Origin of the sequence: Streptomyces cylindrosporus (assembly GCF_022698165.1) — a bacterium.
GTDB lineage: Bacteria > Actinomycetota > Actinomycetes > Streptomycetales > Streptomycetaceae > Streptomyces > Streptomyces cylindrosporus.
In genome coordinates, this window is sequence record NZ_JALDAY010000009.1 from 281,775 (window position 1) to 303,737 (window position 21,963).

The following is a 21,963-nucleotide window of genomic DNA, read 5'->3' on the forward strand; positions in this document are numbered from 1 at the left end:
GTGCGGCCGACCCGGTCCCTCAGAAGCTGCGGCCTCGGCTCGGTCGGCGCACCATGAACACGTCCACGGGGTCCTCCCGTTCCAGGGTGAAACCGTGGCGCTCGTACAGGCGGCGCGCGGCGCTGCCCTGAAGGACGTTGAGGCGGACGGTCGCGCCGTCGGCGTCGGTCTGCTTCAAGAGGGTTCGCAGGACCGCCGATCCGAGGCCCCGGCCCTGGACCTCGGGCGTGATGAAGAAGTGCTCCAGCCAGTGCTCGTCCTCGGCCGGGCGCAGGGCGACGCAGCCCGCGAAGGCGCCGTCGACCAGGATGACGGACGCGTGCTCGGGGATGAACGAGTCGCGGAACCGCTGGCGGACCCGGTGCTCGTCGAAGCGGCCCAGTCGCTCCAGGTCCGGGCGCATCACGAGCGCCCGCAGCTCGACGATCGGCTCCATGTCCGACAGCCGCGCGGGACGCAGGGTCCAAGCGAGGGGGCCGTCCGAGTCGGCCCGTGCTGGTGCCGGGCCGGGGCCTATGCCGTCGTCGGCCTGCGCGGCCGTATCCATGGTTTCCATGATCGAAGTATCGCAGTCGCTCATAGCGGCCCTGTGGCCATGCTGGGCCGGGGATCGACGTGGATCTTGGGTCCCAGGCCGGCGCCGGGCGGGCGCTCGCCCGCCAGGACGGGACCGACCTCCGTCAGGCCCACGGTGGCGGCGACCAGGGGGCGCGGGTCGACCGTGCCGGTCGCGTACGCATGGATGGTGGCGTCGAGGCCGGGGGAGCCGGACAGGATGCCCACCGCCGTCACGTCCTTGAGGGCGAGGGTGCGGGTGTCGATCCGGCTGGGTTCGCCCGCCAGGCCGATGTAGACGAGACGGCCGCCCGGCTCCACCAACTCCAAGGCGCTGCCCGGCAGATGGGCGGCGTTCGAGGCGTCGATGACGGCGTCGAAGGGCAGGTCCGGGACGGAGCCCTCCGGCCATACGTGTTCGAAGCCCAGGCCGCGGGCGAAGACGAGCGAGTCCTCGGTCGCACCCATCAGGTGCACCTCCGCGTCGGCGGCGCGCAGGAACATCGCGACCAGCAGGCCGATCGTGCCAGGGCCGAGGACCAGGACACGGTCGCCGGGGCGCGGTGCGGCGGCCCGTGCGGCGCGCAGGGCGTTGCCGCCCGGCTCCACCAGGGCGCCGAGGACGGGGTCGACGGAGTCGGGCAGGGCGTGCAACGAGGAGGCGGGTACGGCGAGTTGCTCGGCCAGAGCGCCCGACTGGCCGCCTCGGATGCCGACTTCGCGCCGCTTCTCGCACAGGTGCTGCCGGCCCAGCACGCAGCGGCGGCAACTGCCGCAGCCGAGCATCGTGTCGCCCATGACTCGACGGCCGAGCCAGCGGGTGTCGACGCCCTCACCGGCCGCCGCCACCCGTCCGGCCCACTCGTGGCCCGGCCGCATCGGGTAGGCGGAGTGGCCCTGGTGGAGGTAGGCCATGGCGCCGGTGAAGAACTCGACGTCGGTGCCGCACACCCCGACGCGTTCGACGTCGACCACCACCTCACCGGGCCCGGCCACCGGCGCCGGGAGCTCCTGGACCTCCCAGGCACCGGGGGAGGTCAGCACGAAGGCGCGCATGCGGCGGGCGCTCACCGGGGCGCGAGCACGCGCCGGCGTTGAGTGCCGTCGAAGTCCGGTACGACGTCGGAGAGTTCGACGTAGGTCTCGTCGTCGATACGGGCGACGGGCTTCTCGGCGACGGGGGCGCCGATGCGCATGAGGTGCACGGTGCTGTCTCCAGGGTCGGGGTTTCAGGTGCGGGGTCCGGCGAGGGGGCCGAGGAGGGCGCGGATCTCGTCGAGCGCGTTGACGAGATCGGCCAGCGGCGTCCGGTAGGCGAGCGCGCTGACGCTGACCGCGCCGGAGGGTGTCGTGGGCGAGGTGAGGAACACGGGCAGGGCGAGGCAGGTGACCCCGGGCTCATTCTCCTGGTCGTCGACGCCGTAGCCCCGCTCGCGGGTGGCCTCCAGCTCCCGGCACAGGTCGGCCGCGGTGCACCGGGTCCGAGGCGTACGGCGCTCCAAGCGGGCCTCGCCGATCCACGCCTCGACCTCCTGCTGCGACCCCAACTGCCGTGCCAGCAGCAGCTTTCCGACGGCCGTGGCGTGGGCGGGGTTGCGCCCGCCGATGGTCGACGTGAGCCGCGCGGCGCCGGTGGCCGGATCGACCTTGGCGCGGTAGACGACCTCACGGCCGTCCAGCACCGCGTAGTGCGCGGTCTCGCCGAACCGGTCGGCCAGCGCGTCGAGCACCGGGCGGATCCGTACGTGATCGGGCCGGGCCTCGTGATGGGCGAAGGCCATGCGCAGGAACTCGTCGCCGAGCAGATAGCGGCCGCGGCCGTCCTGACCGGCCAGCCCCGCCCGGCGCAGCGCGCCCAGCGCGCGGTGCACGGTCGGCTTCGGGCTGCCGATCACCCGGGTCAGCTCGTCGAGGCCCGCCCCGTCGGGATGGCGCGCCAGCTCCTTCAGGACCGCGAGCACCCGGTCCGACCCCACAAGTCGGCTGCTCCCGGCGCCCGTCGGGCCGTCCTCGCCGGGGTCTGTCGGTCCGTCGTACGCCTGCGTATGCTCCATGACGTTCCAGAACCTAGACCGTCGTACCGATTGTCGGAAGGGGCTCAAGGGTGACGCTCCGCAGCGCTCAGTGGTACGGAGGCCAGGACCGCAACGCCTACATCCACCGGGCGTGGATGCGGCGGGGCGTGCCCGGCGACGCCTTCACCGGGCGGCCGCAGATCGCCATCGCCAACACCGCGTCCGATCTCACCCCGTGCAACGCGCACCTCGACGAGGTCGCCCGCTCGGTCCGGGACGGCGTGTACGAGGCGGGCGGGATCCCCCTCGACCTGCCCGTGGTGTCGCTCGGCGAGACGAACGTACGGCCCACCGCCATGCTCTGGCGCAACATGGCGGCCATGGCCACGGAGGAGATGCTGCGGGCCAACCCCATCGACGGCGTGGTCCTGCTGGGCGGCTGCGACAAGACGATCCCGTCGCTGCTGATGGCCGCGGCCTCGGTCGATCTGCCCGCGGTGGTGGTGCCCGGCGGCCCGATGCTGACCGGGACCTTCCGCGGCACACCGCTGGGCTGCGGTACGGATGTGTGGCGGCTGTCGGAGGAGGTGCGCGCCGGCACGCTCTCGCAGGAGCAGTTCACGCGCTCCGAGTCGGCGATGATCCGCAGCCGCGGGCACTGCAACACCATGGGGACCGCCTCGACGATGGCCCTGGTGGCCGAGGCCCTGGGCACGGTCGTCCCCGGCACGGCCGGAACTCCCGCTCCCGACAGCCGACTTCTGCAGGCGGCGCACGGTGCCGGGCGGCTCGCGGTGGACATGGTCGGGGCGGACCGGCGGCCGGGCACCTTCCTCACCGCGGCGTCCTTCCACAACGCGATCGTGGCGCTGGCCGCCGTCGGCGGTTCGACCAACGCGGTGGTCCATCTCCTGGCGATCGCGGGCCGGTTGGGGATCGACCTGTCGCTCGACGACTTCGACCGCGTCGGCTCCCGCGTCCCGGTGCTCGTCGACCTCCAGCCGGCCGGCCGCTTCCTCATGGAGGACTTCCACCGCGCCGGCGGCCTGCTCGCCGTCCTGCGCGAGGTGCGCGACCTGCTGGACCCCGACGCACTGACCGTGACCGGCGAGCCGCTCATCAACTACCTCGAAGAAGCCCCCATCTGGGACACCGAGGTCATCCGCACCCGTGCCGAGCCGCTGGTCGCCGAGGGCGGCATCGCCGTCCTGCGGGGCAACCTCGCCCCGGACGGAGCGCTGATCAAACCGGCCGCCGCATCCCCGCACCTGCTCCGGCACCGGGGCCGGGCCGTCGTGTTCGACTCCATCGAGGACTTCCACGCCCGCATCGACGACCCGGACCTGGACGTCGACGCCGACTCGGTGCTGGTCCTGCGCGGCTGCGGACCCAAGGGCTATCCGGGCATGCCGGAGGTGTCGAACATGCCCCTGCCCAGGAAGCTGCTCGAACAGGGCGTCCGTGACATGGTCCGCGTCTGCGACGGCCGGATGAGCGGCACCGCGTACGGCACGGTCGTCCTGCACGTGGCCCCGGAAGCCGCGGCCGGCGGCCCGCTCGCGCTGGTGCGCACCGGGGACTTCGTCGTCCTCGACGTCGAGTCCCGCCGGATCGACGTGGACGTCCCCGCCGCCGAACTCGCCCGCAGAACCCCGGACAAGGCCACCGTCACCGCCTTCGCCGACCCCCGGCGCGGCTGGGAACGCCTCTACGTCGACCACGTCCTGCAGGCCGACACCGGCGCCGACCTCGACTTCCTGGTCGGCTCCAGCGGGTCGCAGGTCAGCCGGGAGTCGCACTGACCACCGCCGGGGCTCAGCCGAAGGTCACCTCGGCGGTGGCGTGCCGAGGCTCGCGGTGCGTGGCGACACGCAGTCGGGCCTGCCCGTCGGAGGGGACGCCGTCGGCGAGGAGGTGCTCGCCGACGAAAGCCGGCCGGTGCAACCGGTAGGACAGCGACCGCACTTGACGCCGCGGGGCATCGCGGCGGACCAGTTCCAGCATCAGCAGCGCCAGCAGCGGCCCGTGCACGACAAGGCCGGGATAGCCCTCGACGGCACGGCAGTACGGGCTGTCGTAGTGGATCCGATGGGCGTTGGCGGTGAGCGCGCTGAACCGGAACAGCAGCCGCTCGTCGGGCTGCAGGCGCAGCTGCCACGGACCTTCCGGGTCCGGTACGGCGGTGTCGTCGAGCGTGGCCGGATGGCTCGGCGCGGAGCCCTCGCCGGACCGGTAGACGATGTCCTGCTCCTCGACCAGGCAGGTCCGGCCGCGCTGCCGGAACTCCTGGCGTTCGGTGACGAACAGCAGCTCGCCGCTGCGGCCCTGTTTGGGGGTGACGGCGGCCAGACTGCTGACGCGCCGGGCCGGTTCGCCCAGGCGCAGGGGCTCGAAGATCTCGGACCGGCCACCGGCGAACATGCGCCGGCGCTCGGGGATCGGCGGCAGGAAGCGGCCGTCGCTCAGATGTCCGTCCGGGCCGAGTGCCTGCTGCGGGGCCCAGTGCAGGAAGTACAGCCACTGCCACAGCGGCGGCAGCGGGTCACCGTGCCCGGCGGCGGCCCCGGGCAGGTCGAGGACCGCGGACAGGGCCGCCGCCGGGCCGGGCGGCAGGGCGTCCTGGTCGGTGACCGGTTCCGGATGCCAGGACTCCACGTGGGAGGCGAGAGGGGCGGGCATGGGCTTCGTGTCCTCCGGGGCGGGGCTGGGCTGATCGGTCGTCGCGTTGGGGGGGGCGTCAGTCGCGCAGGAAATCCGTCACCAGCGTGGCGGCTTCCGGCCGGCGTTCCTCGAAGTAGGCGTGGCGGGCTCCTGGGAAGACGTGCGTACGGGCGTCGGGGATGCGGGCGGCGAGCAGGGGCACGTTGTCGGCCGGGGTGAGCCGGTCCTGGTCGCCATGGAGGATCAGCGTCGGGGCGGCGATGTCCGGCAGCACCTCCCAGGCGTCGTGCCGGTTGCTCGCCACCAGGTGGCCGCGGACCGCGTGCGCGGGCATGTGGGGATCGCCGAGCGTGGTGTACGGGCCGGGGTGAGCGGCCGCCCACTCCGGCGTGTACATCAGGTCGATCAGCGTCTCGCGGACGGCTCGCGGATCCGGCTGGGCGAGGGTGCGCCGGACGGAGGCGTCCCGTTCGACGGCGTGCGGGCCGCCGGGGGAGGTGCAGCCCAGGACCAGTCGGCGGACCCGTCCGGGGTGGTCGGCCGCGACCCACTGGGCGATCCGGCCGCCCATCGAGGTTCCGTACACGTCGGCCCGCTCGATCCCCAGGTCGTCGAGGACCGCGATCACGTCCTGGGCGAACTGCCTTGTGGAGTAGCCCTCCAGGGGCTTGCCGCTGTCGCCGGTGCCGCGGTGGTCCATGGTGATCGTGCGGTGCGTGGCGTGGAAGTCCGCGCGGACGCCGTCCCACCAGCGGTGGTTGTTGGCCTGCCCGGCGAGCAGTACGAGGGGGTGTCCGTCCCCTTCGACCTGGTACGCGAGTGCGGTGCCGTCCTGGGCGTACGCGAGCGCGTGTCGCCGGTGGGCGGTGTCGGTCATCGGTTCGTCTCCGGGGTACGCCTCGGCGAGGACCAGGTCGAAGTCGCGGGCCTGTAGGGGAGGGAGGGAGGGGGGCGGGCCTTTTCCGGTTCCCGGTGAGTGACGTGGACGTGCAGCTGCGGGTGCTCCTCGCGCAGCGGGCCGAGCGCGGTCGGGACCAGCGCCAGGGCCGCCGTCTGGAGCGAGGCGATAGTGGAACGCCGACCTCGGTCTCCAGGAGGGGGAGCTGCTGGGAGGCGGAGGAGGGGGCGTACGACAGGGCGGCGGCTACGGCCGCGAGCGTGCCGCGGTGCTTGAGCTCGCGCGGCAGCCGCAGTCGGCGCAGGTCGTACATGGACGGCCCGCCCTTCTCGCCGGTGCGGAGCGACCTAGAACGGTCGGCTTTTCCGACGACTATAGGCTCCTGGGCGCGATCTACCTGGTGTTCCTCGGCACGCGGTCGCTCTGGCAGCACCGCCCGACCGCTCCCGCCCCGAAGGACGCCGGCGTCCTCTACACCGGCCTGCTCCCCACCCTCGCCTGGCTGGGCGGCCATGCGCTCCTGCTGTCCCGCGCCCGGCAGGCCCTCGACAAGCCGCGGACCCGTCGTGCGCTCGGGCGCACGACGGGTCTCGTGCTGATCGGCTTCGGCCTCGCGGTCGCGGCCGGCTCTAGGACTGGCTGATGTTGACCATCCAGGGGATGCCGAAGCGGTCGGTGCACATGCCGAACACGTCGCCCCACATCTGCTTGTCGAGGGGGACGGCCACCGTGCCGTCGCTCGACAACTTCTCCCAGTAGCCGCGCAGTTCGGCGTCGTCGTCACCGCTGAGGCTCACCGTGATGTTGTTGCCGACCGTGCGGTCCATACCCGGAGGGTTGTCGGCGCCCATCAGGGTGAAGCCGCTCGGGGTCTCCAGCATGCCGTGCATGATCTTGTCGGCGAACGGGGCGTCCTTCTGGCCGAACTCGCCGAAGGTGTTGAGCGTCAGCGTGCCGCCGAAGACGTCCTTGTAGAACTCCAGAGCCTGGCGGGCATCGCCGCCGAAGCTGATGTACGGGTTGAGTCGCGAGGCCATGCGAACCTCCAGAGGGTGTGGGAATGGTCCGATTCGTGCACAGTAGCGCGGGCCACTGACAACGGCCTGCCGACCTGTGCTTGAAACTTCAATCCCCCGGCTCACACCTCCCGATGGTCGATGCCGAGCAGGCTCGCCGCGGCACGGAAGTCGGCCGTGCGGTGGCCGAGGGCGAGGGACCAGTGGTGGCCCACGCCCGTCGCGCTCCACGCGTCGACCCACTCTCCCGGGTCCCGGCCGAAGTCCACGCGGCTGGTGGTGTTGCCGATCTCCAGCAGCGGGCCGGGGACGACCGTGCCCTCGGACGTGACGAACGACAGGCTGCCGTCCGCGTCCTGGCCCAGGCCCAGCAGGGTGACCGGCCCGTGCCGGACGTCGAACTCGACGCTGACGCCCCAGCCGCGCTTGCCGTGGTAGACGCCCAGCCCGCGCAGCAGCGGGTCGCGGGCGCTGACCGCCAGGTGGGCGGGCCCGTCGTGGCCCATCTCCACCACGCCGTCCTCGAAGTCCAGCGCCTGGATCTCGGTGAACGAGCCCCCGGCGCCGACGCTCTGCGAGGCCAACTGGGCGACACTGGTACGCAGTTCGTACTCACCGGCGACGGGTACGCCCCGGGCGGTGAGCAGGGAGGCGCCCAGGATCATGCCCGCGCCGAGCCGCTCGTGGAGCTCTCCGTCCAGGCCGCGGTGGTAGTAGGCCAGGGTGTCGAGGCCGAAGTCCTCGACCAGGCGGTCCAGTGCGACCGACACCGTCGCGCCCCACGCGAAGTCCTCGTCCACCACGCTGTCGTCGAGGGTGAAGACCTGCCGGGCCAGCGCCATCCGCTCGCGAATCTCCGCCTCGGTCACCCGCTCCACCCGGTGCCGCAGATCGTCGAACTCCAGCACCTCGACATGCGAACCGAAGGTGGCGGGCAGCAGCGTCAGATCGGTGGACACGTCCAGCATGCCCGGATACAGATGGCCCATCAGCCCGTGCCGGGCGTGCCGGAGCGCCGCGCGGATGTGCGCTGCGCGGATCCACTGCTCGATGCGCCGCCACGCGGACTCCTGCCGCAGCCAGCCCGAGACCGACCGGAAGGGGATGCCGGCCCGGCGGAACACGTTGCCGACCTCCGGCACCGAGCACTGCGCGCAGTACGCCAGCCAGGCCCCGGTGTCGAAGGTGGCGTGGTCCATCCGCTCGGACGGCTGCAGGTCGATGACGAGCACCGGGGTGTGCGCACGCCGCGCGATCGGCAGCACCATCGACGAGGTCAGATACGTCGTCAGGAACAGTACGATCAAGTCGCAGTCCGCGCGCCGCAGTTGCTCGGCGGCGACCGCGCCCTCCTGCGCGTCGGACACGAAGCCCGCGTCGGTCACCTCGGCGTCCATCGCCCGGAGGCGCTCGGTGACGTACGCGGCCGACTCCTTCAACTGGGGCAGCAGGCCGGGGAACTGCGGCCAGTACGTGCCGAGTCCGCCGGCCACCAGGCCCACGCGGGTACGGCGGCGGGGCACCGGAGGGAGCAACTCCGCCAGGGACAGGGAGGGTTCGGCGGTTGTCATGACGCTGGGTGCTCCTTCGGAGGTCCGCTCGGGAGGCCCGCCCTGGTGACACCCGGTACCGCCGGGGCGGTCGCGGCGCCGGGGGAGCGCCGGACGAGGGCACGGATGACGTACACGCCCGCGACCGCCGATGCCGCCATGCAGGCGGTGATCGACCAGAGCAGGGCGGAGGCGCTGTACTCCATCAGGGCGGGCGTGACGAACGCGACGCCCGCGAAGACCCCGCGCGACAGGGCGTAGGTGAGGCCCTGCGTGGTGCCGCGGGTGTCCGGGGGCAGCGTGAGCTGCGACCACACCTTGTAACTGGCCTCCCCGGCAAAGGGGTTGGAGATCTGGTACAGCACGAAGAAGACCAGCATGCCGACGAGGGCGCCGGCCGTGAGGGAGGCGACGCAGAAGGCGAGGATCTGCACGACGGTGAACACGTAGAACAGCCGGTCGCGCCAGGGCGTGTCGGCGATGCGCACGAAGACGAAGGTCAGCACCAGCGCGATCGGCAGGAAGGCCAGGTTGATCCCGGTGGCCAGGGACTGCGAGGCACCGCTGACCGTCACCAGCAGATAGGTGCCGAACTGCCCGAAGGTGTTCGCGCCGATGCCCCAGGTGACGTAGTAGGCGAAGGTCGCGGCCATCGGCAGCAGCGCGGCGCGGTTCACGACGTTCCTGAGCTCGATGCCGCGCGGCGCGGCCAGCGCGGCGGCCTCCCGCGCGACCTCCGCGTCCGAGGGCTCGTCGGCCAGTTCCAGGCGGGAGCGCAGCTGCCAGGTGACCAGCGCGGCGATGGCCAGATGTCCGGTGATGACGCGCGCCCCGGTCATGCCCGTGTCGGAGAGGAGGTAGCCGAGGAAGATGACGACGACGATGCCCGCCACCCACATGACCTGCGTGAAGGACACGAGGCGCGCCCGGCCCTCGGCGGGCGCCGCGTCCGAGACGACGGCCAGGGACGTCGGCAGGTCGGCACCGGCCGCCAGGCCCGCCACGAGCACGCCGACGAACAGCACGACGTCGTTCGGCGCCAGGGTGATGACGACCGCGCCGACCGCGTAGCAGAAGATGTCCCAGTTGTAGACGCGGCGGCGCCCGAAGATGTCGGCCAGCCGTCCGCCGACCAGGGAGCCGACGGCGATGCAGCCGGTGACGATCGCGCTGATCGCGCCCGCCATCCACACGCCCATGTCGTAACTGTCGCGGTAGATGGCCAGGTTGACGGCGATGCTGACGATGAGGGCGGCGTCGAGGTAGGACGCCATGCCCGACAGGGCCGCGACCTTCCACAACCGCCAGGGGATGGGTGGTTCCGATCGCTCGGGAGCAGTCGGGGTTCGGACCATGATGCGACTCCGTCGGCCGGTTCACGGTGAACAGTGGCCGTGAATATAGGCCTCGAAAAACGTTGCAACAACCCCTCCTGCGCCCATTTGCAGCAAGGAGACGCGGCACTCCTTCCCGCCTCCCGGCTCCGGTGCGACCATTCGAGAAGGTTGACGACCGGATGGCGTAAAACGTTTTGATCGATGGTCGGAAGGACCGCACCCGTGATCTCGTCCGCGCTGCAGCAGCTGTTCGACGACCCGCCCCGGGACTTCGGCCCGACTCCGCTGTGGTGGTGGTCGGGTGCGAGGGTCACCCGGGAGCGGCTGGCCTGGCAGATGCGGCGGTTCGCCGAGGGTGGCGTCCACAACCTCGTCGTGATCAACCTGGCGCCGGCCGGCCCGAGCTTCGGCGCCCGTGCCGACGAGCCCGCCTGGTTCGGCGAGGAGTGGTGGGCCCGCTTCACCGACGCCTGCGAACTCGCCCGGGACCTGGGCATGCGCCTGTGGTTCTACGACCAGCTCGGGTTCTCCGGCGCCAACGTCCAGGGTGCCGTCACCCGCCGGTATCCGGAGGCGGCCGGACTCGCCCTGCGCTCCCGCAAGGCCGTCAACGGGGCCTTCTCCTCGGGGAGTTCGGGGACCCTCCTGGGCGCGTACTCCGCGGACGGCCGACGCCTGCCCGCCGGTGCGGCGGCCTCCGAGGACGGCGAGGTGCAGCTGGTCACCGCCGTACCCACCGCGTTCGACTACCTGGACGCGCAGGCCGTTCACCGCCTGATGGACGCCGTCCACCACGAGTTCGACCGCCGGGTCCCCGAGTTCCTCGGCAACGTCATCGGCGGAAGCTTCCAGGACGAGCTCCCCGGCACCAACTCCTGGACCCGCCGCTTCCCCGAGGAGTTCCTGGCCCGCCGCGGCTACGACCTGCTCGACCACCTGCCGGCCCTCTTCCACGACACCGGCCGCACCTCCCGGGCGGCGAAGATCCGCGCCGACTACTACGCGGTACGCGCCGAACTCACCGAAGAAGCCCTGTTCAAACCGCTCGCCGCCTGGCACGACGAACGCGGCATGCTCCTCGGCTGCGACCAGAGCCACCCCGCCCGCTCCGGCCACCCGGCCCAGTCCACCCAGATCTACACCGACTACTTCCGCACCCACCGCTGGTACGGCGCCGCCGGCAGCGACCACCACGGTGACTCCAAGGTCCATTCCTCCATGGCCCACCTCTACGGCCACGAGCGCGTCTGGATCGAGGCGTTCCACTCCTCCGGCTGGGGCGGCACCCTGGAGGAGACCTACGACTGGCTGCTGCCGTTCCTGCGCAGCGGCGCCAACCTCTACAACCCGCACGCCAGTTACTTCGGCACCGCGGGCGGCTGGTTCGAGTGGGCTCCCCCCTCCACCGACTGGCGCCAGCCCTACTGGCAGCAGTACCCCGCGTTCTCCCGGGCCGTCGCCCGCATCTGCTCGCTGATGTCCTGGGGCACCTACAGCGCCGACGTGGCGGTCCTGCACCCGACCGCCACCATGCAGGCGCTCATCCCGCTGGACGCCCCCGTCAAGCACTTCGGCGACGGCCGCCTCGGCGACGCGTACGCCGATGTCGACGAGACCCAGCGCCACTACCTGGACCTGTGCGGCACCAACAACTGGCTCCGGCCGAGGATCGGCACCCTCGACCGCCACCGCGTCGCCTTCGACGTCATCGACGACGCCTCGATCCAGGGCGCCAAGACCGACGACGGCGCCCTGCGCGTCAGGGACCTCGCCTACACGGCGGTCGTCCTGCCGTCGGCGAGCGTCCTGGAGGAGGAGACGGCCCGCCGGCTGGCCGAACTCCTCGACGCAGGCGGGCGGGTGGTGGTCGTCGGCCGGCCGCCGGCCCACGCGTCCGGCGCGTCCGGCGACGACTCCGTCGTGGCCGCGCTGACGGCCCATCCCCGTATCGAGCGGGTGCCCGACGCCGAGACCGCCGCGACCACGGTCGCCGATGCCGCCGGCTACGCGACGGGAGACGTACCCCTGCTGGTCAGGCGGCAGGGCGACACCGCCGTCGCCCTCGTCACCGGGGCCTTCCCCGACGCCCGCACCCATCCGCCGAAAGGCCACCACGAGATCGACCCCGCGCGCTACGCCCGCACCTCCACCGTCACCGTCCACGCCCCCGTCGCCGAGGCCGAGACCTGGAACCCCGCGACGGGCACCCGCGAAACCGCGCACGTCAGCGTCGCCGACGGCGTATCGACCATCGAGGTGCCCCTGAACGGCGCCCCGGCCGCCCTCGTCGTCTGGCGCGAAGGCCCCCCGACGGACCGCGGGCCCGCCGATCCACTCCGCCCCTCGGCGACCGTCGGCCTCTCCACCGGCTGGCAGGGCAGCCTCACTCCCACCCTGGACAACACCTGGGGCGACCTGGCACTGCCCGCCGGAACGTCCGTCGCCGAACCGCAGATCTGGACCATGGCGTGGACCGAGGGCGACCGCCCCTGGGAACGGACGCGAGTTACGTACGGCAACCGGGTCCGCGTCCTGCCGCCCGTGCCCGCGGCGCAGGCCCCCGCTCCCCTGGACAGCGCCCGCGTCGAGCGGATCCTGGCCGGTGAGTCCGAACTGGCGCCCGCGGACTGGGGTGTCTCGCTCCACTCGTCGAGCCGCGGACACCCGGAGCCGTACGGTCTGCTCGGCAACAAGGGGCTGGTGACCGAGGAGTTCGTCCATGTCCCGGTACCGGGCAAGGGGACCGTCGCCCGGATCCGGACGATCGTCGAGACCGACCACCGCGGGCCCGCCGACCTCCACGTGGGCGCGGCGGCGGTGAAACGCCTGTGGTGGAACGGCAGTCGACTGGACACGACCGGCGGCTTCCTGGCCTCCGCCCGCGTGGACGTCGAACGGGCCCGCAACGTCCTCGAGTACGAGCTGTCCGACGCCGAGAACCGGCTCCGGACCATCTCGGGCGCCGCCGGAACCCCGCTGGGGAGCTGGTTCTGCCTGTCCCGTCCGGACGCGTTCGCGCCCCGCCCGCAGTTCATGTGCCTGCCCGAAGGTGTACGACCGGAAGGCACGGTCACCTACCACGGCACGGTACGCACCACGGCCGGGACAGCGGCCGTGCTCGTCGTGGGCGCCGCCGTCGGCGTCACCGTACTGCTCGACGGCGAGGTCGTGGCACGGCAGGAGAAGGCCGAGTACTACGAGTCCGACTGGGGCGCGGTCCCGATGTTCTTCCGCCACGAACTCCCCCTCGGGGCGGGCGATCACACCCTCGACGTCGTGGCCGACAGCGTCACCGCACGGGACGCCGTCTTCGTCGACCTCGTCGCGGAGGCCGAGCCCGTCGCGCTGGTCAGCGGGGCCGGCTGGGCGGCGGAGACGGGGGAGTGGCGCGGCCGTACCGTCGAACACGAGGGCAGGTGGGGGGAGTTGCAGCACTGCCACGCCGCGGTACGCCCTCACCCGCTGCCGCACACCGAGTGGCTCACCGGCGAGCCCGCGCTCGGCGACCCCGTACTCCCGTTGCGCTGCACGGACGGCGTCCACGGGCGCGCCCAGCGCTTCCGCTTCACCGTGCCGCCGGGCACCGTGTCACTCGACCTGCCGCTGGCGCTCCCGGCAGTGGTGAGGTCGGCGGATGGCGAACTCGCGCTGGACGGACAGAAGGTGAATCTCCGTCAACCAGTGGCGGAGCCAACGGAGATCGAGGTCGTCACCGAACCCACGGCCGTGCTGCGAGGCGGCTCCGCCTGGCGGGGGCCCGTGCGCGTCCGTACCGTACCTGCGCCGCTGCCGCTCGGCGACTGGCGGTCGCTGGGGCTGGGGAGTTGGAGCGGTGGCGTGACGTACGCACGTGATCTCGACGTGCCCGCGGGGGCGGATCCGGTGCTGGACCTGGGGCGGGTGCGCGGCAGTTGTGAGGTTCGGGTCGACGGGGAGTCCGTCGGCGAGGCGTTCTGCGCGCCCTACCGCTTCGAGTTGCGCGGGGTCGCGGGGCGCAGGGTTCATGTCGAGGTGACCGTCCACAACACGCTGGCGCCGTATCTGGCCGAAGCGACCCCGACCGCCTGGGCGTTCGACGCGCAGCGCTCGTCGGGGCTGCTGGGGCCGGTGACGCTCCTGATCCCGGCCTCAGATGCCGGGGAGTGAGCCGGTGGAGTCCCGCAGGACCAGCGTGGGCGCGAACACCCTTGTCTCGTGGGCGTGTTCGGCGCGCGCCTCCACCTCGTCGAGGAGCATCTCCACGGCGGCCCGGCCGAGCTCCTCGACGGGCTGGCGGACGGTCGTCAGGGTCGTGCCGACGAAGCTGGCGATGTCGAGGTCGCCGTAGCCCACCACCCGTACGTCCTCGGGGACCTTCACGCCCCGCTCGGCCAGGCCGCGGCACAGGCCGGCGGCGAGGAAGTCGTTGGTGCAGAAGACCCCGTCGGGCAGGTCGTCGAGCCGGCCGGCGATCTCCATGCCGTACGCCACCGTCATCTCCTCGGCGACCACCTGGCCGAGGCTCGCCTCGCGCCGGGTGCGCACGGCCTGCCGGGCGCCCTGGTAGCGGTCGGCGCACTGCCGTATCGAGCGCTCGCCGTTGACGACGAGGATGTCGCGGGCCCCGCACTCCAGCAGGTGCTGCACGGCGATGCGCCCACCGGCGATGTCGTCGACGGACACGGAGCAGCCGTCCTGCGCCGGCATCGCCCGGTCGGCCAGCACCAGCGGGATGCCCCGCTCGCGCAGCCGGTCGAGCCGGGTGGGGTCGGCGCTGAGGGGGACCACGACGGCACCGACCGCGCGCTGCCGGACGAGCATGGTGAAGTAGCCCTGCTCGCGCTCGGGGGCGTCCCCGCTGTGGCAGAGCACGAGCGAGTAGCCGTGGTCGTAGGCCGCGTCCGCGGCGCCCCGGGCGATGCGGGCGTAGAAGGAGTTCGTCACGTCGGGCAGGACCAGCCCGATCGAGGACGAGTGCCCCGTGCGCAGTCCGGAGGCCCCGGGGTGGGGGACGTAGTCGAGGGCGGCGACCGCCTCACGGACCCGCTCGGCGGTGCGGGCGTTGACCCGCTCCGGGCGGTTGAGCACGTTCGACACCGTCGACACCGAGACGCCGGCGGCGGCCGCGACGTCCTGAATTCGGGCGGGGCGAACCGGGATGGCGTCCACCCCCTCGCTGTGACAGCCGCGCGACCAGGCACGACGTGGTCCTCGTAGGCGAGGTCAGTGTACCCCGGCCGGGCTTGCATCGTTTTCCGTCGGCAGCGGACGGGAGGATCTGACACCCAGCCGGAAGCCGACGCCCCGCACCGCCTGGATCGACAGGGCCTCGCCGAGCTTGTGCCGCAGGGCGATCACCAGGCTGTCCACCCGCTCGGTCTCGGTGAGGAAGGCCGGCAGGGCGTGCTCCTTCGGGCTCAGCCGCAGCTCGGTGCCGTCCAGGTAGGCGCGGTGTGAGCTCAAGGTAGCGACAGTGCGGGGCGGTTGGTCTCCACCGCAGGACCGAAGCGGGCGCGGGCGAGTAGTACGGCGGTAGTGAGCGCCGTCCTCCCACGGCAGGCCCCGGCAGCCGCGGGCCTGTCCACGCGCGCACCGAAAGAGGGGCGTGGGACCGTGTTCGCGTTGCCCCGTCCGGCGCCCCGGCGCACGCTGGACGCATGGGTGCGCGTGACGGTCCTACGCTGATCACCTCCGTCCAGCGGGCCTTCCGGCTGCTGGAGGCGGTGAGCGCGCACGAGAGCGGCGCGCCCGCCAAACAGCTGGCGCGCGAGGCCGGGCTGCCGCTGGCCACCGCCTATCACCTGCTGCGCACGCTGGTCCACGACGGATACCTGCGGAAACTGGACGGCGGCAGGTTCGTGCTCGGCGACAAGCTGCAGACCCTGCGGTCCGACGGCCGCGGGCAGGCGCTGCTCAGCCGGGTCCGGCCCACCCTCGCCGCCCTGCGCGACGAGCTCGGCGCCGCCGCCTACCTCACCTTCTTCGAGGACGGCGAGATCCGGGTCGCCGAGATCGTCGACGGCCCCCGCGCGCCCCGCGTCGACCTCTGGGTCGGCTTCGAGGACGCGGGCCACGCCACCGCGCTGGGCAAGTCCGTGCTGCGGGAACTGGACGACGAGGCCCGCAAGGACTACCTCTCCCGGCACCACCTCGCCGACCTCACCCCCCGGACCGTCACCAGCCTGCCGGAGCTGCTCCGCCGCCTCGACGACCCGCCCCTGGCCCCGGCCGTCACCGACCTGGAGGAGTACACGCTCGGCACGGTCTGCGTCGCCGTACCCGTCTACCACGGGGACACCATCGGCTCGCTCGGCGTCTCCCTGCCCGCGGACCGGCTCGCCACGCTGCCGGAGGTCCGGGCCCGCCTGCTCCCCACCGCGAGCCGGGTGACCCGAAGCCTCTCGCTCACTATCTGAAATCCCGCTCCTTGTGACCCGCCGGGTCGAACACGTTTCCTGGAGGAAACAGGCAATTCGGGAACGCGTCCCGTGCGGAGCGGCCCGGACACAGGTGAGGACTGCGCACGCACTATGAGTCGGGCTCGACGAGACAGCGGTGGCAGCTGTGCCGCCGCGGGGCTGGCCGCCGGGACGCCACTGCTGCCCGTGCTGATCGTCTGCGCCGTCGCGCTCGTCGACCTGGTCGGCGGGGCGGGCATGATGTGGCTCCCCTTGCTCGCCGCCGGACCCGCCCTGGCCGCCAGCACCAACGGCCCGCGCGGTGTCGCCTGCGTCGGTCTGCTCGCCGTCCTGCTGGGGGCGCTGCTCGGCGCCCGCGACGGGGTTCCGGTCCGCGAGCTGGCGGCCGTACTGTCCGCCCTGCTCGCCGTGACCCTGGCGAGCGGACTGGCCTGTCTGCTGCGCGCCCGCCGGGAGCGCGTCCTCGCGGCGGTCCGCTCGGTCGCCGAGACCGCCCAGCACGCCCTGCTGGTGCCCGTGCCCGAGCGGGTCGGCCCCTTCCAGGTCGCCGTCCGCTACAGCGCCGCGGCGGCCGAGGCCAGGATCGGCGGGGACCTCTACGCGCTCATCCCGACCCCGTACGGCGTCCGGCTGATCGTCGGCGACGTGCGCGGCAAGGGCCTGCCCGCCGTGGGCACCGCCGCGCTGGTGCTCGGCGTCTTCCGCGAGGCCGCGTACGACGAGCCCGACCTGCTCGCCGTCGTCGACCGGATAGAGCGCAGCCTGGCCCGCAACCTCGGCGGCGACGACTTCGTCACCGCCGTGGTCGCCGGACACCCGCGGCCGGGCCACCTGGAGGTGGTGAACTGCGGACACGCGCCCCCGCTGCTCGTCCGTGCCTCCGGGGCCGTCACGGCGGTGGAGCCCGTCGACCCCGCCCCGCCGCTCGGCCTGCGCGCACTCACCGGGCACACGCCCGGCCTGCAGGTCCTGCCCTTCGCCGACGGGGACCAGCTGCTGCTCTACACGGACGGGGTCACCGAGGCGCGCGACCGCGGCCGTGCCTTCTACCCCCTGCACCAAGGCCTGGCCCGGCACGCCTGTGACGACCCGGCCCACACCCTCGCCGCCCTCCACGACGAACTCCTCGCCCACGTGGGCGGCCGGCTCCACGACGACGCGGCGCTGCTGCTGATCCGCAAGCCGGCCGCCGCCGAGCCGGACGTCCCCAGGACGATCGTTCCGCACCCGGTGGCCGAGGCGGCGCGCGACAGCGGGGACCAGACCGCCGAGGCCGTGTGACCCCGGCTCACCAGTCCCCGGGCGCCGTCAGCGGAACGGGAGCGGGCGGCCGTACCGACGTCGTCAGTTCGATGCGGCGCCCCTCCTCCGCCGAGCGGAGCAGCGCGGTCATCGTCTCCAGTACGTGCAGGGCGAGTTCACCGCTCGCGCGAGGTGCCCGGCGTGCGTCCGCCGCGACGAAGTCCAGCAGCCCGACGCCCCGGCCGCCGTCGACGTAACCCGCCGACGGCGGCAGCGTGCGCCACTCGGTGTCGTCGAGCGCGAAGAGCCGTACCTCGCCCGCGAAGTGGTTCGGGTCGGGCACCGCCAGGCTCCCGGTCTCGCCGTGGACCTCGATCGGCGTGGCCGTGGTGGCGACGCCGTCGAAGCTCGTGGTGATCGTGGTCAGGGCTCCGCCGACGTGTTCCAGCACGCCGGAGACATGGCTGTCCACCTCGACGGGGATCCGCTCGCCCGCGCGCGGGCCGGATCCGATGACGCGCTCGGCGCGCAGCCGGCCGGCCGCGCCGATCACGGCCCGTACCGGGCCCAGGAGATGGACCAGCGAGGCGAGGTAGTACGGCCCCATGTCCAGCAGCGGGCCGCCGCCGGTCGTGTAGTAGAAGTCGGGGTTGGGATGCCAGCGTTCGTGGCCCGGCGTGACCATCACGGCCGACGCGGACAGCGGACGCCCGATCCTGCCCGCCTCCACGGCCGCCCGCGCCGTCTGGATCCCGGTCCCCAGGACCGTGTCCGGGGCGCAGCCGACGCCGACGCCCGCCTCGGCGGCGGCCGCCATGACGGCGCGCGCCTCGGGGAGGGTCGCCGCGAGGGGTTTCTCGCCGTAGACGTGCTTGCCGTGTTCGATCGCGCCCAGGGCGATCTCGGCGTGCGCCGCCGGGACAGTGAGGTTGAGCACCATGTCCACGTCCGGACTGCTCAGCAACTCCCCGACGGACAGCGCCTCGACGCCCGGCAGCCCCGCGGCCACGGCGGCCGACCTCGACGCGTCGAGGTCGGCGACCGCGGTGATCCGTACGGCGGGACGGCCGACGAGCGTGTCCAGGTACGCGCGGGAGATCACCCCGAGACCTACGACGCCGACACGGTGCGCGTCGCCCACAGCATGCCCCTCTCGATGACGGTACGGACGTTCGGGTTCTCCAGGACGTCGAGGCTGTGCCCCGGCGTCGTCACCACGATCCGCCCCGCGCCCCACCGCCGGGTCCAGACCGCCGGGGAGCGCACCGGCCGGTGCCAGGGCTGCCACGGCCGGGCGGGATGCGTGGTGGTGGCGAGTACGTCGATGAGGTCGTCGTGCAGCACCCAGTACTGCTCGGTGCACAACTCGAAGTCCTCGACCCCCGCGGTGACCGGGTGTTGACGGCCGGCCTCGGTGAACTCGACGGCGTACGGCAGGTAGTTGTCCTCCTGGCCTCCCGCGCGCTCACAGGGCTCCTTGCCGGGGTGGGTCGCGAACTGCCCGCCCACCAGGTGGAGATAGTCGGAGGAGGAGCGGTACGAGTCGCAGATGCCGCCGTGCCAGCCGGTGAGGCCGGTGCCCGCCGCGACCGCCGCGCTCAGCCCCGCCACCTGCTCGCCGGTGATCTCCGACATCGTCACGCACTGCACGACGAGGTCCGTGCCGGCCATCGCGGCCGCGTCGGCGTAGACCTCCGGCGACTCCTCGACGCGGACGGCGTAGCCGTTGCCGCGGAGGAAGGGCAGGAACAACTCCGTTGCCCGGACCGGCTCGTGGCCCTCCCAGCCGCCTCGGACCACCAGGGCCTGCTTGCGCGTCATGTCGTTCCTTCGTGGGGCGCACGCCCCGGTCGGTTCGGCGGTCCTCGGGCCGGTGAGCAGCGCGGACCGGATGACAGGATGCGTCAGCCGCTCCCGCCCGCGAAAGAGCGCCCGGCTTCCACGAAAGTTTCGGGAGCGGACGGGGCCGCGCCCGCACTCCGAGACCGGGCTTGCCGCCGTGTTCCCGGGTCTGGCACGATCGCTTCCCTTGTCACTCGCGCCCCAGGGGCGCGGTCGTCGAGGAGGTCCGGTGCACAGACGGTGGCTGTTCCTGTCGGCGGCCGCGGTGCTCATCGTCGCCTCCCTCACCGCGGTCCTGCTCACCGGCCGCAAGTCCGAGGCGAGGGACACCGCCGCGACGCCGGCCGCGAGCAGGCACGCCTCCGCCCCGGCCGCGACGACCTCCCCGTCCGCGTCCGCCGACGCCACCGCCGTATCACCGAAACCCTCGGCCAAGGCCACCGAGCGGAAGCCGTCCGCCTCCGCGACCACCGCGTCGGCGAAGCCGACGGCCACGACCGCCGCCCAACCCGCCTCCGGCAGCGCGCCGTTGGCGGGACGCATCCGCCCCGGCGTCACCTACCAAGGCGTCGCCACCTTCTACGACGCCGACGGCAGCGGCGCCTGCCTCTACGACGCCGGCGGCGACGTCATGACGGGCGCGATGAACACCGCCGACTACGAGGGCTCCAAAGCCTGCGGCGCGTACGTGGTCGTCAGCGCCGCGAACGGCGCCTCCATCACGGTCCGCATCACCAACGAATGCCCGGGAGACTGCGCCCCGGGCCAGATCGACCTGAGCGCACAGGCGTTCGCGAAGCTCGCGGCGCCGTCGGCCGGCCGGATCCCGATCACCTGGAAACTGGCGAGCCCGAGCGGCCTCGGCCCGCTGTCGATCCGCTACAAGACCGGGTCGACGCAGTACTGGTGCGGCATCCAGGTCATCGGCCACCGCAATCCGCTGGCGCGGCTGGAGGTGAGCAGCGGTGGTGTCTGGCGTTCGCTGAAGCGGGAGGACTACAACTACTTCCTGTCCGAGGACGGCGCCGGATGCGGTGGCGCGATCAGGATCACCGACATCTACGGTCAGCAACTCACCGTGAACGGCATCGCCGTCCGCCCGAACGTCGTGCAGCCGACCAAGGTCCAGTTCGCCGCGCACTGACCGCTTCCTTACCTCCGCACAAGCAACCCACAGCCCCGCGACCCCCTCTTTCCGGATGTCGGAGGGAAAGGACGGGAAGTGCGGAAGCGGGATACGGCCGGCGCCGTGCCCAGGGGCGGGGTGCGGATCGGCCCCTATCCGCTGCGCCGGCACAACGCGCTGCTCATCCTGTGGACAGCCCTCTGGTTCCTCGTGGCCGAACGCCATGGAGCCGTGTCCTGGCACTACTTGAGAACCGGCCAGCAACTCCTCTTCAACCAGATCCCCGGCGGCGGCCTCGCGCTCTACGCCAACCACCCCGAGCTGCAGATCGGCCCGGTCAGCTTCCTGGTCGCCGCGCTGTTCGCGCCGTTCCCGGCCGTACTGGGCGAGAAGCTCGCCGACGCGTTCATGTCCGGCCTGGGCCTGTACATGCTGGTCCTGGTCGGCCGCGCCGCCGCGGACCACTACCGGGGAACGGGCCTCAACCACAGGCGACTTCAGCAGCGCGTGCTGATCGCCGGGGCGGCCTTCATCCCCATGTGGGTGGAGGTCGCGGTCCGTTTCGCCCACCTCGACGACGTACTGGCGCTGTTCTTCACCACGCTCGCGGTACGAGCGCTGGTGCGCGGCCGGGCTACGGCGGTGGGCGTCCTCCTGGCCCTCGCGGTGGACTCGAAGCCGTGGGCCGTCGGCTTCCTGCCCCTCCTGCTCGCCCTGCCGCGGCCCGCCCGGCTGCGCTCGGCCGCATGGGCCCTCGGCCTCGTGGCCGCCGCCTGGCTCCCCTTCTACCTCACCCACCTCGACACGCTGGCCGCCGCCCGCTTCACGATCCCCAACCAGCCCGCGTCGTCCCTGCGCTGGTTCGGCGTCCACGACGCGGCCACCCCCTGGTGGGACCGCCCCGCCCAGATGCTCCTCGGCATCGCCCTGGGCGCTCTGGCGGTACGGCGCCACCGCTGGCCCGCGGTCGTGCTGCTCGCCGCCGACGCCCGCATCGTCCTGGACCCGAGCGTGTACACGTACTACAACGCCTCGGTCCTCCTCGGCACCCTCATCTGGGACTCGATCGGCCAGCGCCGCCTGGTCCCGTGGGTCAGCTGGATCGCGCTGATCTCGCTGTACGGCAGCGCCCTGCTGATCCCCTCCGACCGCACCCAGGGCCTCATCCGCCTCGCCTTCGCGGTCGGCTCGGCGGCCTACGTCCTGTGCTGGCCGCAACGCACACCCCGCAGCAGGCGCCGGGGGACACCGGCGCCGGGGCAGGTCCTGCGGGCGGCCCCCGGAGCGACGGTGAACGCCGGGCACCGCAGCCGGTCCTGAAGG

Annotated in this window: 20 protein-coding genes; 7 read left to right on the top strand and 13 right to left on the bottom strand. The window is 72.8% G+C overall.

The genetic code is table 11. The features are described from left to right. Nucleotides 1–19: 19 nt before the first annotated feature. From MQP27_RS29720 to MQP27_RS29730, 4 genes are all read right to left on the bottom strand, one after another. Complete coding sequence (locus MQP27_RS29720) at nucleotides 20–436, bottom strand: GNAT family N-acetyltransferase (protein ID WP_242769432.1); 417 nt, start codon at nucleotides 434–436, stop codon at nucleotides 20–22. Between the two features lie 140 nt (nucleotides 437–576). Continuing rightward, on the bottom strand, nucleotides 577–1,611 hold the full coding sequence (locus MQP27_RS29725; protein ID WP_242769037.1) for a zinc-dependent alcohol dehydrogenase: 1,035 nt from the start codon (nucleotides 1,609–1,611) through the stop codon (nucleotides 577–579). An 11-nt stretch (nucleotides 1,612–1,622) separates the two neighbouring features. Continuing rightward, on the bottom strand, nucleotides 1,623–1,751 hold the full coding sequence (locus MQP27_RS51075; protein WP_278196688.1) for a hypothetical protein: 129 nt from the start codon (nucleotides 1,749–1,751) through the stop codon (nucleotides 1,623–1,625). A 33-nt stretch (nucleotides 1,752–1,784) separates the two neighbouring features. Beyond that, on the bottom strand, nucleotides 1,785–2,609 hold the full coding sequence (locus MQP27_RS29730; protein ID WP_242769038.1) for an IclR family transcriptional regulator: 825 nt from the start codon (nucleotides 2,607–2,609) through the stop codon (nucleotides 1,785–1,787). Nucleotides 2,610–2,659: 50 nt separating this feature from the next. Between MQP27_RS29730 and MQP27_RS29735 the strand changes: the two genes are divergently transcribed. Next, the gene (locus MQP27_RS29735) at nucleotides 2,660–4,372 is read left to right on the top strand and encodes an IlvD/Edd family dehydratase (protein WP_242769039.1); all 1,713 of its coding nucleotides are present in this window, start codon (nucleotides 2,660–2,662) and stop codon (nucleotides 4,370–4,372) included. Nucleotides 4,373–4,385: 13 nt separating this feature from the next. On the opposite strand, the gene MQP27_RS29740 is transcribed toward MQP27_RS29735, so the two are convergent. Together MQP27_RS29740 and MQP27_RS29745 are read right to left on the bottom strand one after the other, a co-directional pair. Continuing rightward, entirely contained in the window at nucleotides 4,386–5,249 is an 864-nt protein-coding gene (locus tag MQP27_RS29740) for an HTD2 family dehydratase (protein WP_242769040.1), read from the bottom strand. Between the two features lie 58 nt (nucleotides 5,250–5,307). Next, nucleotides 5,308–6,108 carry an alpha/beta fold hydrolase gene (locus MQP27_RS29745; RefSeq protein WP_242769434.1) on the bottom strand — a complete coding sequence of 267 codons (801 nt, stop codon included), beginning with the start codon at nucleotides 6,106–6,108 and terminating at the stop codon, nucleotides 5,308–5,310. Between the two features lie 289 nt (nucleotides 6,109–6,397). Between MQP27_RS29745 and MQP27_RS29755 the strand changes: the two genes are divergently transcribed. After that, a complete protein-coding gene (locus MQP27_RS29755; RefSeq protein ID WP_242769041.1) occupies nucleotides 6,398–6,772 on the top strand; it encodes a hypothetical protein in 375 nt (124 codons plus the stop codon). Here the strand turns inward: MQP27_RS29755 and MQP27_RS29760 are convergent. From MQP27_RS29760 to MQP27_RS29770, 3 genes are all read right to left on the bottom strand, one after another. Further along, nucleotides 6,759–7,166 (bottom strand): VOC family protein, encoded by a 408-nt coding sequence (locus MQP27_RS29760; protein WP_242769042.1) that lies wholly within the window; start codon nucleotides 7,164–7,166, stop codon nucleotides 6,759–6,761. The two genes, MQP27_RS29755 and MQP27_RS29760, sit on opposite strands and share 14 nt — an antisense overlap. A gap of 101 nt (nucleotides 7,167–7,267) precedes the next feature. Beyond that, complete coding sequence (locus MQP27_RS29765; RefSeq protein WP_242769043.1) at nucleotides 7,268–8,716, bottom strand: L-fucose/L-arabinose isomerase family protein; 1,449 nt, start codon at nucleotides 8,714–8,716, stop codon at nucleotides 7,268–7,270. Further along, nucleotides 8,713–10,050 (bottom strand): MFS transporter, encoded by a 1,338-nt coding sequence (locus tag MQP27_RS29770; protein ID WP_242769044.1) that lies wholly within the window; start codon nucleotides 10,048–10,050, stop codon nucleotides 8,713–8,715. The genes MQP27_RS29765 and MQP27_RS29770 overlap by 4 nt, the downstream gene beginning before the upstream one ends. Before the next feature lie 204 nt (nucleotides 10,051–10,254). On the opposite strand from MQP27_RS29770, the gene MQP27_RS29775 reads away from it, so the two are divergent. Continuing rightward, the gene (locus MQP27_RS29775) at nucleotides 10,255–14,178 is read left to right on the top strand and encodes a glycosyl hydrolase (RefSeq protein ID WP_242769045.1); all 3,924 of its coding nucleotides are present in this window, start codon (nucleotides 10,255–10,257) and stop codon (nucleotides 14,176–14,178) included. Here the strand turns inward: MQP27_RS29775 and MQP27_RS29780 are convergent. Continuing rightward, a complete protein-coding gene (locus tag MQP27_RS29780) occupies nucleotides 14,161–15,180 on the bottom strand; it encodes a LacI family DNA-binding transcriptional regulator (protein ID WP_242769046.1) in 1,020 nt (339 codons plus the stop codon). The two genes, MQP27_RS29775 and MQP27_RS29780, sit on opposite strands and share 18 nt — an antisense overlap. A gap of 54 nt (nucleotides 15,181–15,234) precedes the next feature. Continuing rightward, complete coding sequence (locus tag MQP27_RS29785) at nucleotides 15,235–15,474, bottom strand: hypothetical protein (RefSeq protein WP_308290011.1); 240 nt, start codon at nucleotides 15,472–15,474, stop codon at nucleotides 15,235–15,237. 194 nt (nucleotides 15,475–15,668) lie between these two features. On the opposite strand from MQP27_RS29785, the gene MQP27_RS29790 reads away from it, so the two are divergent. Then, the gene (locus MQP27_RS29790) at nucleotides 15,669–16,427 is read left to right on the top strand and encodes an IclR family transcriptional regulator (protein WP_242769047.1); all 759 of its coding nucleotides are present in this window, start codon (nucleotides 15,669–15,671) and stop codon (nucleotides 16,425–16,427) included. Nucleotides 16,428–16,541: 114 nt separating this feature from the next. Continuing rightward, the gene (locus MQP27_RS29795) at nucleotides 16,542–17,711 is read left to right on the top strand and encodes a PP2C family protein-serine/threonine phosphatase (RefSeq protein ID WP_242769048.1); all 1,170 of its coding nucleotides are present in this window, start codon (nucleotides 16,542–16,544) and stop codon (nucleotides 17,709–17,711) included. Between the two features lie 7 nt (nucleotides 17,712–17,718). Here the strand turns inward: MQP27_RS29795 and MQP27_RS29800 are convergent, their stop codons facing one another. Beyond that, nucleotides 17,719–18,813: a Gfo/Idh/MocA family protein gene (locus MQP27_RS29800; protein ID WP_242769049.1), complete on the bottom strand. Its 1,095-nt coding sequence runs from the start codon at nucleotides 18,811–18,813 to the stop codon at nucleotides 17,719–17,721. Next, the gene (locus tag MQP27_RS29805) at nucleotides 18,783–19,493 is read right to left on the bottom strand and encodes a ThuA domain-containing protein (RefSeq protein ID WP_242769050.1); all 711 of its coding nucleotides are present in this window, start codon (nucleotides 19,491–19,493) and stop codon (nucleotides 18,783–18,785) included. The genes MQP27_RS29800 and MQP27_RS29805 overlap by 31 nt, the downstream gene beginning before the upstream one ends. A 250-nt stretch (nucleotides 19,494–19,743) precedes the next feature. Here MQP27_RS29805 and MQP27_RS29810 point away from each other — a divergent pair, with 250 nt between their 5' ends. Both MQP27_RS29810 and MQP27_RS29815 read left to right on the top strand, forming a co-directional pair. After that, nucleotides 19,744–20,658: an expansin EXLX1 family cellulose-binding protein gene (locus MQP27_RS29810; RefSeq protein ID WP_242769051.1), complete on the top strand. Its 915-nt coding sequence runs from the start codon at nucleotides 19,744–19,746 to the stop codon at nucleotides 20,656–20,658. Nucleotides 20,659–20,736: 78 nt separating this feature from the next. After that, nucleotides 20,737–21,960 carry a hypothetical protein gene (locus tag MQP27_RS29815; RefSeq protein WP_308290012.1) on the top strand — a complete coding sequence of 408 codons (1,224 nt, stop codon included), beginning with the start codon at nucleotides 20,737–20,739 and terminating at the stop codon, nucleotides 21,958–21,960. The last annotated feature ends 3 nt before the right edge of the window (nucleotides 21,961–21,963 follow it).